Annotated in this window: 9 protein-coding genes and 6 pseudogenes; 1 reads left to right on the forward strand and 14 read right to left on the reverse strand. The window is 64.3% G+C overall.

Translation table 11 applies throughout. From position 1 onward, the window contains the following. The 14 genes and pseudogenes from HC022_RS11245 to HC022_RS29640 all read right to left on the reverse strand — a co-directional run. On the reverse strand, nt 1-189 hold a 189-nt coding region (locus HC022_RS11245; RefSeq protein WP_167452488.1), incomplete at its 3' end, for a DUF2793 domain-containing protein. Between the two features lie 7 nt (nt 190-196). Further along, nucleotides 197-4149: pseudogene (locus HC022_RS11250) on the reverse strand (glycoside hydrolase/phage tail family protein). Between the two features lie 1147 nt (nt 4150-5296). Next, on the reverse strand, nt 5297-5743 hold the full coding sequence (locus HC022_RS11255; RefSeq protein ID WP_167452489.1) for an NlpC/P60 family protein: 447 nt from the start codon (nt 5741-5743) through the stop codon (nt 5297-5299). Then, nucleotides 5740-5976 (reverse strand): annotated as a pseudogene (locus HC022_RS11260) (phage BR0599 family protein); the annotation flags it as partial. The gene HC022_RS11255 and the pseudogene HC022_RS11260, both read right to left, overlap by 4 nt. Next, a pseudogene (locus HC022_RS11265) lies at nt 5955-6398 on the reverse strand (TIGR02217 family protein); the annotation flags it as partial. The pseudogenes HC022_RS11265 and HC022_RS11260, both read right to left, overlap by 22 nt. Nucleotides 6399-6459: 61 nt before the next feature. Then, nucleotides 6460-6735: pseudogene (locus HC022_RS11270) on the reverse strand (phage tail tape measure protein); the annotation flags it as partial. Continuing rightward, nucleotides 6734-7432: pseudogene (locus tag HC022_RS11275) on the reverse strand (phage tail tube protein); the annotation flags it as partial. The pseudogenes HC022_RS11275 and HC022_RS11270, both read right to left, overlap by 2 nt. A 48-nt stretch (nt 7433-7480) precedes the next feature. Beyond that, nucleotides 7481-7876: an acyl-CoA transferase gene (locus HC022_RS11280; protein WP_167452492.1), complete on the reverse strand. Its 396-nt coding sequence runs from the start codon at nt 7874-7876 to the stop codon at nt 7481-7483. 51 nt (nt 7877-7927) lie between these two features. Next, complete coding sequence (locus HC022_RS11285) at nt 7928-9007, reverse strand: hypothetical protein (protein WP_167452493.1); 1080 nt, start codon at nt 9005-9007, stop codon at nt 7928-7930. 124 nt (nt 9008-9131) lie between these two features. After that, a pseudogene (locus tag HC022_RS11290) lies at nt 9132-9778 on the reverse strand (DUF6441 family protein). Continuing rightward, nucleotides 9775-10086 (reverse strand): hypothetical protein, encoded by a 312-nt coding sequence (locus HC022_RS11295; protein ID WP_167452494.1) that lies wholly within the window; start codon nt 10084-10086, stop codon nt 9775-9777. The pseudogene HC022_RS11290 and the gene HC022_RS11295 overlap by 4 nt, the downstream one beginning before the upstream one ends. Nucleotides 10087-10211: 125 nt before the next feature. Further along, the gene (locus HC022_RS29835; RefSeq protein ID WP_368484653.1) at nt 10212-10421 is read right to left on the reverse strand and encodes a DUF2190 family protein; all 210 of its coding nucleotides are present in this window, start codon (nt 10419-10421) and stop codon (nt 10212-10214) included. Nucleotides 10422-10565: 144 nt separating this feature from the next. Next, nucleotides 10566-10859, reverse strand: a complete 294-nt coding sequence (locus HC022_RS29125; RefSeq protein ID WP_254885054.1) for a hypothetical protein — start codon at nt 10857-10859, stop codon at nt 10566-10568. 201 nt (nt 10860-11060) lie between these two features. Next, entirely contained in the window at nt 11061-11189 is a 129-nt protein-coding gene (locus HC022_RS29640; RefSeq protein ID WP_303049061.1) for a hypothetical protein, read from the reverse strand. Between HC022_RS29640 and HC022_RS11310 the strand changes: the two genes are divergently transcribed. Next, the gene (locus tag HC022_RS11310) at nt 11182-11802 is read left to right on the forward strand and encodes a hypothetical protein (RefSeq protein WP_167452487.1); all 621 of its coding nucleotides are present in this window, start codon (nt 11182-11184) and stop codon (nt 11800-11802) included. The genes HC022_RS29640 and HC022_RS11310 overlap by 8 nt on opposite strands. Nucleotides 11803-11873: the final 71 nt, after the last annotated feature.

Genomic DNA, 11873 nt, shown 5'->3' on the forward strand with positions numbered 1-11873 from the left:
CGCGCCCGAGGCGACGATGTAGCGGTCGCCATCCGTAGGGCTGCCAGGCGGCGCGGTCAGGTCCCGGTCGAGGACGGAGAGTTGCACCAGCCCGTCGAGGATCCGCAGCGCCTCGTTGTGGGTGACATGCTGCTGGGCCCGCGCCGCGTGGATGTACGGCAGCAGCAGATGGGTCGTGGTGTCGGACATGGGGTCCTCAGAATGTGAGCGTAACGGATTTCGGCGCGCCCCGTCCCCCGAGGGCGGAGAGCTGAAAGATGCGGATGTCGAGGGTGTCGCCGGGGCCGAGCGGCGTGCCCCAGTCGGCGCTCTGCTGGGCAGCGGTGTAGACCGCACTGGAGGTGGTCGTGCTCAGCACCCGCTTGACCGTCGCGCCGTCGAGGATCTCGACCTCGTAGGCCCGCCATCGGCACTTCGACAGCGCCCCAGCTGTCGGCGGAAAGCGTGCGCGACCGGCGCGTCCAGCGGATCGTCAGATCGCCGCGCGTGCGAGACCAGCGCCACGGCTGCTCGACATGGGCGACCGAGAACGGCCGCAGTCCGACGCCCTCGGGCCTCAAGGCCTGTGCGACGTAGGTCTTGTCGCTGACCGGGCGGCTCGCGGGACCGATGCGCCAGTTCCACGGGATGCCGAGATCGGCCTCGGCGATCGGCAGCGAAGCGGGACTGTCGTCCAGCACCACAACGCGCGCGCCGGCGGGCGCCGGATTGCCCATGGCACCTTCGGTGCCGCGCTGGCCAAGCAGCAAGCGGTTCAGCCGATACCGGCCCGGCGCGAGCAGCTCCGCCGCGCCCGCCTGCACGATTTCCCAGACGCCGGGCGCGCTTTCGATGGCCAGCGCATTCGCCCCACCGAACAGGGTCAGGTCGGTGACGCTCTCCAGTGTGCCGGTCAACAGATCGACGACCAGAGCATTGCCGAGATCGAAGCGCGAGGTGGGCCCGGCGTAGAGGTCGGAGACCAGCGCCCCCATCCGAGCGCGGCTGCCAAACGTGGTCAGCAGCTCGAAGCCATCGGTCGACGGGCTGCGGAACACCGCCATCTCGCCCGGCCGGGGAAGAGCGTGCGCCGCCACAAACGGTCGATGCGCGGGCTGGTCCTCGGTCAGCTGCGGCACGTCCATCAGCACCGCATCCGGAGCGACGAACACGACGGCCCGCGTCAGCGACGCCGCGCGCGGATCGCCGGGCGGCAGGTCGTAGGTCGCGCGGTCCTGGCGCACCACCTCGATGCCGCGCGCGTCGGCGTCGGCGATGGAGACGAGCCGCAGATCGACCAGCCGCCCGTCATGCTCCAGTCGGATCGCGTCGGCCGGGTCAAGCGCGAGCCGCGAGGGCATCAGTCGGAACGCCGCCGTCTCGCGCCCCACCCACGCCTCCATCAACGCGCGTCGGCAGCGCCGTTCGGCCTCCTCGGGCGGCACCGCCATCGGGAAGGACTCGGAGGCAATGCGCGTCGTGTCCACGGTGATGCTCCGGGCCTCGACGAGGGCCGCGTCATAATCTTCGTCCGCCCGAGCGACCTGCCACTTCAGCGCCTGCGGCAGTTCCGTCTCCTGGCCGCGCGTGAACTCGAGGGTGTCACCCTCGCGGGCGGCCACCAGGTCGTCGGCCAAGAGGGTGGCGACGGAGGTCCGGCCGCGCATGAGGAACCGGATCACGCCCTCGGTCTCCACCGCGTAGAAGCCGAAATGCCGCGACAGCGTGGTGATCGAGGCGCGCGGACTTTCCAGCGCCGTGATGACGTAGCCTTCGACCGCGCCGCAGTGGCCGGTGACGTCGATGCGGTCCTCAGGCAGCCCGGCGCGCAGGCCGAGGTGGCGAACCAGCGCCGCCAGCGACACCGACCCGAGCCGGCCGGTTAGCCATTGGCCGAGCCACCAGTTCGCCCCGTCCGTCCAGACGTCGGTCAGCGCCGGGAACAACAGATAGGGCCGTGCGTCCCAGGTCCAGGCGGCGCATTCGGGGACGTGCACCATCCGGCCGCCGTAGACCTAGGACACCGGGTTGTTTGCCGGGGTGCCCCACCAGAGGTACGTCGCCTCGAGATAGGCGCGCTAGATGGCGTCGTCGCGCCAGCGCCCTGAGAAATGCGGCGTGAAGCTCTCCGACGACTTCGGATCGAAGAAGACGTTGGGCTGGTTCGTGCCCCGGTCGATGGCGGGGCAGCCGAGTTCGGTGAACCAGATCGGCTTCGACTGCGGCGCCCACGCCGTCGGCGTGCCGCTCTCCACCCCGCCCAAGCGATCGTAATGTGCATTCGTCCACCAGGCGCGCAGATCCTTGTAGCGGAAGACCCACGGCTTGGCCGCCGCGCCGTCGGTGATCGCGGTCCGGACCTGCGCGGTGCGATCCGCCACGTTGGCATAGAACCAGTCGAATCCTTCGCCGCCCGCGATGTTCCCCTGCAGGTAGGCGCGGTCGTAGATCGCGGGCCAGCCCTCGGCCGCGTCCGCATGATCGAACCCGTCGCGCCAATCGGAGAGCGGCATGTAGTTGGCGATGCCGACAAAATCGATCTCCGGATCGGCCCAGAGCGGATCGAGATGGAGGAACACGTCCCCGCTGCCGTCGCCCGGCTGGTGCCCGAAATACTCCGACCAGTCGGCCGCATAGCCGATCTTCGTCCCAGACCCGAGGATCGATCGCACATCCTCAAGCAGGTCCCGATACGCCTGCACCGCCGGAAAGGTGCTGGCGCCAGAACGGATGCTGGTCGGCCCCGGCATCTCGGTGCCGATCAGGAAGGCGTCCACCCCGCCCGCTGCCGCGCAGAGATGGGCGTAGTGCAGCACCATGCGGCGCAGGCCCCATTCGCCGGGCGTGCCGGTCCACGAAACCGACTGCCCCGAGACGCTGAAGCTCGCGGGCGTGGCTGCGCCGAACAGCGCCGCGACCTGCGCGGCCGCCGCGGCGGTCTTGTCGATGGTTCCTGCGAAACCCGCCGCCGGAGAACAGGTAATCCGACCGCGCCACGGAAAGGCGGGCTGACCCGTCCCGGTGGCGTTGCCGGAATACGGGTTCGGCAGCGTGTTGCCGGGCGGCACATCATCAGAATGAACGGATAGAAGGTGACCCGCAGCCCGCGCGCCTTCATCTCCTGGATCGCCTGCACCACCGCGAAGTCGGACGGCGTGCCGCCATAGACCGGCCGGTCCTGATCGTCGCGGCTGACGAGGAAGGCATTGGCGCGGCTAACGCCATTGACCGACCAGCTGGCCGGCGTCGTCGACTTGGCCGACAGCTCGACGCCCGGCCGGACCTTGCACGATCCCGCGCGCAGGTCGTCGCCGAACCAGGCCACGACGAGACTGACGCTTGTCACAGCCGGGGCCATCGCCTGCAGCCGGTCCAACGCCTCCACCATGTCCGTGGAGTCGGCCATCGCGTTCAGGTTCTCGGGCACCGTTGCGCCGCCATCGGTCTTGCGGATCGCCTGCGTCGCATAGGTGAATTCCTCTGAGGCCGGGATCATGGCGACCGCGCGGGTCAGACCCTCGGCGGTGTCGGGATCGGCGAGCGGCCGGAAGACCTCGAAGGAGAGTTGCGGCAGGCGGTTGCCATAGGTGGACAGCGCGAGTTCCTCGAAGACGATATAGGCCGTGCCGCGATAGGCGGAGTATTCGCCGCACCCATCTTCGCCGCGATGAACGGATCGGCCGCCTGCGCCTCGTCACCCGGATACCAGCGCCAGGTGACACCGGAGAGGTCCATCGGCTTGCCGTCGGCCCAGAAGCGGCCGATGCCGGTGATCGGACCCTCGCACAAGGCGACGGCGAAGCTGGCGTAGTAGAGATATTCGGTCGTCTTGACCTTGCCGCCCCCGCCACCCTTGCCGCCGCCCTAAGTGGTCGTCTTCATCTCCTCACGAAAATCCGTCGCCCAGATGATGTTGCCGCCCATGCGCATGCGCCCGTAGAGTCGCGGGATCACCGCGCCTTCGGTGGCCGAGGTGATGCGCAGTGTGTCGAGCCGCGCGCCCTCGATGCGCTGGGTGGGCGCGAGTGAGGTGATGATCCAGCTGTCCACGACCGAGCCGATGCTGGAGCCGATGAAGCCGCTGATGGTCGCGGCGCTGACGCCGAGGATCGCGCCGCCGATCGAACCGCCAATGGCGGCGCCTGCTGCGCCGAGAACGAGGGTAGCCACTCTTTTCTCTTGATTTGGGGCGCCAGTGGCGTGTGAACTCGCGCCCAGCCGTTAAGGTGGAATGCACGCCAACGCTTGCTACGAGCCACAGAGCTATTGTGCAGCCGGAGAACGCCACTTTTTTCTTAGCTGGAATTCAAGGTGACGTTGGGGTTAGTGTTCTTTCGCGTCTTTGAGTCTGCTCAAGGTGCGCGCATCTGCTCTCTCAAACTTTTCATTGAACCAAAATGCATTATCAAAGTCTGTTCCGATGCGGACTTCTGTTCCGCAAAAATACCTTTTGCGGTTCCAGATCATCCCGAAGTGCCTACCAGGGCCGATACGCCACATCCCAACGAGTTGAGGTGCGCCACCGCTCAATGGATCGGATCCCAACTTGAGCTCGTCAAAGAACACCCTAAATGCACCGCGACTTGTTCCAGGCTCAGTCTGGCTATCGGAAAGTGACCGCCTTACGTGTGCTGCTCCAGAACCATCAATAGCAGCTAGGTAAGAGCGAGCCTCCTCTACTGGGAGCTCCTCATTTTTCCACAGTCGCCCATTCTTTTCATACCGCGTTCGCCAAAGGCGGAATCTTGACTTCATGCCCTCTCCCTCGCGAGAGCCATGGAAAATCGTGAAGCTATTTATAGGTGGATTTTGAGAGTTCCTTATTGCGCTCTGAAATAACTTGACAGTTTTTGCATGCCGCTCTGCAGGGGGTGCTGTCCTGCTAAACAAAATTCCAGCATCTATTTGCGAAATGATTTGGCTTAATATGAGCGGCGGAAAGTAAGCATCCCCGCAGAACCCAAAGATGTCAGGCGTGAACTGTGAGGCAAACACCTTTTGACCGGAGTCCCATCGGGATTGCGCCCCTCCCCAAGTTATTCTGCTATCGGATACAATATAAAGCGCGCACGGGCCGCGTTGGTCTACTGAAAGCTCTACAGCGATCGACGTCATTGACAGCCCTGTTGATCCAAGTATCGTGTGACGAGAATACGGCGGCTAAGGCCGCCGTGAACGAGGCAACTCCAAACCGCCCCCAAACACGCATGTGGGGTGCTCGAGGTGAGGGTCCGTCGGCTTGCCGGCGGGCTGTTTGGTATCTGATCGCCATCCAACGCAGTATTGTCACGCCAACCTTGCTCTATCCAAGTGGAGCTTAACCGCGAAAATTCATGATTGGAAACAGGAAGGCGAAGGCGATGCGCCGCCGCCAGGAGTTGGTAAGCGGTTCCTCGATCACGCCGAGCCGCTCATAGGCGTGGAGGAAGGTGCCGGGCCCGATCAGGATCCCGACATGCTTGGCGATGGCGCGAGGCTTCATGCGGAAGAGCACCAGCGCGCCGGGACCGGCCTTGCCAGGCGACACCTCGATCATCATGCGACGTGCCCCCTCGGCCAGCACCTCGCGCGGGCCGGTCTCGCCCCAGTCGCGGCTGTAAGGCGGGATCGGGGACGGCCCGGGGCCGATGACCTCGCGCCAGATGCCCCGTGCCAGTCCGAGGCAGTCGCAGCCGACGCCCTTGAGGCTCTCCTGGTCGTGGTAGGGCGTGCCGAGCCAAGACCGCGCGATAGTGATGAGGCGGTCGGGATCCGCGGACGTCATAGCACGGACCCTTCGGGACCGGCGCCTTTCGTGGCGTAGCGCAGCACGGCGTCTTGGCCGGGGATATGCGGGAAACCGCGGAAGTTGGCGGTGTTGGCGAACTTCGCGCCACAGGTCTTCATGCGCTTGTCGCAACCCGCACGGATGGTGAAGGCATCGCCCTCGGAGATCTCGCGCACTGGCGCTTCGAGCAGGGTCAGAACAGCGATGCCGTCCATGACGTCATGGCCCAGCCCGCCAGCGCGATGAGCACGGTTCCGGTCACCGGCTTCGTGATGGCGCGCGTCCAGGATTGCGCGCCGGAGGCGTAGCGCTTCATCAGCTGGAAGGCGGTCGTCGTGCCATCGCCGTTGCCGATCGCCTGGTCGGCGGGCGACGGCGTGCCCGAAGGCAGGCAGGACTTGTGGTCGCCCCAGTCCTTGAACCGGAAACCGTGCAGGCGACCGTTCCGTGCCTCGAAGAAGGCGACGACCGCTGCCAGATCGTCGGCGCGGCGGATGCCATAGGCGACGTCATAGCGGCGGCGCGAGTTGGCCCAACTGGCGTTGCGCTCCTCGTCGCCCGAGGCGAGCTCGACGATCTGCGTGCGGCGCTCGGGCCCACCGCGCGCACCGCGGCTGATGTTGTCGGGAAACCGGACCTCGTGGAACGCCATCAAGTCTCTCCATGGTTCGTGCTCAGGCCCCCGCAACCGGTTCCCACTTGCGGGATCGCACTCACATGCCTCTCCGCCCGAGCGAGACGGCGCGGGCAATGTCGGCCGCGACCTGCTTGCGGGATTGCCGGAAGCTTTCGGCGTCGCGCGCCATGATGGTGACGTTGACCCCGCCGCCCGCGCCGTAGCTCTGCGCCTCACGCCGCGACAGCACCCGCTCGCCCCGCTGCGGGATCGCCGGCACCTCATCATGCCGAAGCCCGGCCATGCCGCCGGAATGCATCCGCGGCGCAGCGGCGAAGGCCATGGCCGGGACTAAGCGCGACGGCCCAGCCGAAGCGCACCTCGATCCGGTCGGTCAGCGCCGCGATGGATCGGTCCGCCCCGTCGATGCGTCCGTCCGAGCGAATGGTCTCGATCCGGTCGAGATTGTTGGCATAGGTGATCTCGGCCGACACCACGTTGCCGAGCGCGGTCCCGTTTCACGTGCTCGATCCGTTGAAATGGCCAAAGCGCTTCAGTTCGAGCGCGGCGGGCGTTCCGGCGCTGGTGGTCGTGCCGACCGTCTCGCCCTGCGCCACCAGCCGCGCCGTGGCGGTCAGCAGGCCAGACCGCTGCATCTGCCAGGTCAGCTGGTCTAGCACGCAGCCGGAATACATCGCGTATCGCGGGACCTCCGGCATGCCGGTCTCGATCGACATCGAGGGCAGCGTCCAGGACCTCGACTGGAACTCGTGGGTGTACGGGGCCTCCGCGCCCGTGGTCGTGGGCGCGCCGGAGGCTGCCTTCAGCCAGAAGCCGAAGGCCCCGGCGTCCAGCGGCACAACTACGTCGCCGTCCGCCGCCACCGCATCCTTGATCGGCGCCAGCGGATCGCGGCCGTAGCCGAGCAGCTCGGAGTTCAGCAGCGGCTGCTCCGCGCCGAGCGAGGTGCTGGCGAAGAGCATCTTCGTGAAGCCGCCCACAGGCGGGGTTCCATAGGTCGTCTCGAACGTAAGCGCCATCTGCGCCCGCGCCCCTTGGGCTCGTGCCATGTTCGTCTCCTGTGATCGATAGGGTCAGGCCAGCGGATCGGCCGTCGATTAATGCAGCACCACCGGGATCACAGCCGCCTTCAGGCTGGCCGCGCCTTCAACGGGTAAATCGACCGGGCGCGGTGCTTCTGCCTCGACCCAGTCGCAGAGTCCGCCCAGCGTGCGGTCGGCGGCGAGCGCTGCACCGACGCTGGCGGTCAGCGTGTCGAAGGCGGCGTCACGGTCGGTGCCCTGCACAATCGCCTCTATCTCGGCCCGGTGCTGGTAGTGGTCGTGCAGCGGTGACAGCGTCACCTCGGGCTCCCCTGGCTCGCCATCGCGCAGGATCAACAAGCCCTCGGCTGGGATGCGCTCGGGTAAAACTTCGCCGCGCAAGGCGGTGGCGGACAGCGCCGAGAGCCGCGCGTGCAGCGCGGTGAGTATGGTTTCGCGTGGGGTGGGCATTCCGGAAGTCGATATCTCTGGTTCATAGCTGGGGAAGGCAACGCAATTCGATCAATACCGTTCGCATCCGGTTTGGACGCTTTCAGCAAGGTCTCGGACAAAGTAGGCGGCATGCGAACGCGCGTCGATCAAGCGTTCAATTTCGGCTGCCAATATCCGCGTTTCGGATTCGCTCAGCGTCACATCTGTCCACACCAGAGAATTCGATTGAGCAAATGATAAGTCGACGTTCGCGGGGTCAACGTAAAGTAGTAAGCTCTCGGATTGAAGGCTTGCATCAGTCCCGAAGTCTCGGATCTTTCGTGCCAGCTCTTCTCCGGCGGGACCGCTTTCGCCCAGCTTGGACGATGCGTAATCTAGGACGTCATAAATAGTGAGGGGCTTTGGGCGCGGCGAGGCGCCTGTCATCGTTCCAATGAAGTCCACCCCGATCATATCCGAGAGGTATTTTTCCACAAACTGCACCACCAGTCCCGTGGCGAACGCTACAGCCGGCAGAGCCTCGACATGGGGAATGTCCCGCCAGTAAATGTCACAATAGCCTCCCTCCATTCGTCTCTCAAAGGCATTTCCACCAAGTTCTTGAAAAAGCTTTGGGTAACGTTCCTCTGTGAAATGGGCAACGCCAGCCGGGTAGGTCATATCTTCGGCGAGATATAGAAGGCCAGTGCCGAGCCATGCAATATTCTCAAACAGGTTTTCTCCGAGTGTACAAACTGCCTCGAACTTCAATAGTTCAAGCTGTTCCTCAATATCGATAAGGTCATCGCGTGAGGTTTCGAGTTGTCTCGTAACCTCTTGAAGTTCCTCCGCAGCTTCTTGGCGTTCAGTATCTATTTCGGCGTAGGCGACAGTGAGTGCATCATGCTGTATTGACAGGTCGGCTAGCTCGGCGCTCTTTTCTTCTATCTCCTCCTGCAGGCGGTCATCTTCGGCTCGAGCCTGCGCGCTCAGGTGATCCTGCCACATCGTCCAAGCTAGGCCTACGACACCGACAACAACCGGAATAAACGCAATCCAGAACCCGGTCTTTTTCCAGAATGGAACACGGGCTTTCTCTAGTTCATGTTCGAGCTTCTGGACTTTCAGCGCGAGTTCAGTTCGTTCTAGGTCTACTTCCTCATTGGCCATAGTGTGCGACTCCGATTGTGCCCCTCACCCAGTTGAGTGCGTGAAGAGCAACCTGCCTTTGATATTACTGAGGATTGACCCATTTGGACAGGACGTTGAGAACGCAGGCCGTCGACGTCGAGCTTCACCCAAGGAGGTTCTTTGTCCATTGGCCCTCTACCCAGTTCGCGACGATCAGCCCCGGCACGCTATCCAACGCCCGCTCTTTATCCCGGTCGAGGTTCAGCCGCTTCGGAAGCTTAACCTGCGGGACCAGCAGGAAGATCGGCGCGGTGACCTTGCCGCGCCCGGTTTCGACCGCGACACCACAGCCTGACCCTTTGTGTTCAGCCTTCCCTCCGCCACCAGCAGGCTTGGTCCCGTCCGGCGATAGACGAAGCGCAGGCTCAGACCGCGTCGCCGCCACCATTCGCCGGGCGTAATCCGGCGACCACGCAAACCTCGACCTGCGGCGGGCAGCGGGATCGTCAGCCAGAATCCGTCTTGCGAGCGGATCAGCGGCCCTGTGTCATGCGCGCCGACGATGACCGGAGCCTTGGACCAGACCAGCGCCGCAGCATCGAGGCTTTCGCCCGACCGCGGGAAGTTCTGGTTGCGGATCGAGTTCGCAAGCCGCCGCCCAAGCCCTGCGCCAGTGATATGTGTGCGCCAGGCAGTCTTGAGTCCGCTCCCGGCCTCGCGCATAGCGGCCGTCACGGCGCGCTCCCCGGCAGCAACCTCGGCCGTCATCATGGCGACGATGTCAGGATCGATGTCCAGCTTCAGTTTCACGCGGGCCTCAGATCAACGGTCCAGACCAGCCGCTCGCGGTCGCGGACGGGCTCGCCTTGTATGAGGAAGGCGTCCCCGTCGATCTCCAAGCGATCGCCGGGGCACGGGTTCGCGACATCGGCCACGCGTAGGTCAATCCGAGTGGTCTCGGTCCAGAGCCGCGCGTCGCCGAAGTCAGCGACCATGTCGGCACGCCGGGCGGCGACGCGAATCAGCATGGACGCGCCGCCCTCGGCAACGTAGACCGCGTCCCGGCCGATGTTCGGGTCGGCGAAGAGCGCATCAACCACGGCGGCAAAGGCCGTCATCAGAAGCTCGCGTTCAGGCGCACTCGGCCGATGGTGTCACCGGCTCCGCCAGCAACGGCTTCGGTGGCCGCGCCGATCAACTTGTTCGATGTGGCCACGCTCATGGTGCGCTTGTTGGTGTCGTCTCAATAGACCTTCGTGCCGACGGTACAGGCCTGCGAGCCAATCTTGGTGAGGTCGAATACGCCGGTCAGGGCGGCTTCGACAGGATCGTTCAGGGCAGCGTCTGCAGATGCGATACCGAAGATGGAGCCAACGAACAGGCCGTCGCCGGAGGTCACGGCATAGGGTGCGGTGAGCGCGACGGTGTTGCCGGGCTGGACGTAGTTTTTCATTGTGGGATCCTTTGCAAACAGGAACGGGCGGCCCAATCGGACCGCCCGTCAGAAGTGGGATTTCAGCGTTGGCCCGGTTAATGCACCCGGGTTCTTGTAGAGGCCGCGCCAGTCGATGGCCTTGGCGCCGAAGTCGAGGCGGCACTAGATCTCGGCGCCGTCGACATCGAAGCCGTTGCGGGTCTCGATGTAGGCGCCCTGCTGGCCTTCGAGATAGGCATACTCAATGGTGTCGATCTGGTTCGGGCTTGCCGCCAGATACCAGGCGGTCTCGCTGGCGGCATCGAGGCGCGGCTCGCTGATCGGCGCCAGCGTCCGGATCGACTGCGGCACCACGCTGAAGGTCGCGGCGGGCACGAGGTTCTGAGCGACCAGCTGCTCGGCCTTCAGTTCCTGCGAGGCGGGCACGATCAGGAAGGCGGGCCGGACGTTCAGCACGGTCTTCTTGTCTAGCCCGGTCTGCTTTGGCCATCGCCGCCCGCGCCGCGCCCATCGCATCGACCGCCAGCGCCGTGCTGGTGCCAGCGAGGTTCTTGTGGGTGGTGTGGAACAGCGCATTGCCGTCGGCCATCGCCGGGTTGGCGGTGATTATCCCCCAGACCACGTCCGACTCCACCTGGGCGATGGAGTTGCCGTACATCACGAGTAGGCCTCGTAGGCCCGCCGCAGGGTCTTGTTGGTGACTGCCGACAGGATCTCGGGGAAGTCGGAGGTCGAGTGCAGCGTGCGCGTCGCCACCTCGTCGCGCGACAGGCCGCGCGTGTTCACCCCGGCATTAGCGGCGAACTTTATTCGATCGAAGATGCCGGGAGGCGGTCTCAGCCTGATTTGCGCCCTGCCGAGGATTCTTTTCGCCAAAGAGGTTCATCTGCTTCCATCAAAGTCCTATTCTTGCACCATGGAAGGCGAAACCCATTTTCAGGAACTTGTGCGCTGGGCGGAAGAGCGGCTTCGCGAGCAGATCGCGACCGTCGATTGCATTCGAAACGATATCGGCTTGGCACCAAGTGACGAGCAGATTCTTGAGCACGTAGACCGCCTAGAAACGACGCGCGCTGCAAGCGAAATGGTAGCGAGAGCATTCGAAAATCATCAGAAACCGTTGCTGGAACATGACCTCGGAGTTGCCTTTCAAAAAGGTCTTGCACCCGGTGGTAAACCGCATCCAAGACGAGATTCCTATGTCGCGCTGCTAGATGTTTTTCTTGAGGCATGCCGCTTCGATAGGGATCAATTTGATGCCCTTTCTCTGCATGCGGCAGGGTACGTTGAAATGGGTTCTCCGATGCCCTACGAAATCCGTCGTTTCATTGCCGCATACCTGAAGGGTGATCTGAAACGACCAAGTGTGAAAGGCGCTCCACGAAAAGGGGACCGATAGTGCCCCGCGGCGTGGTGTAGGAAGCCGCGAGCGTCGCTGATCGCGAGGCTGGCGGTCATCGTCGATCTTCG

It is taken from the genome of Salipiger sp. HF18, assembly GCF_011806505.1.
In the GTDB taxonomy this organism is placed as follows: Bacteria; Pseudomonadota; Alphaproteobacteria; order Rhodobacterales; family Rhodobacteraceae; genus Salipiger; species Salipiger thiooxidans.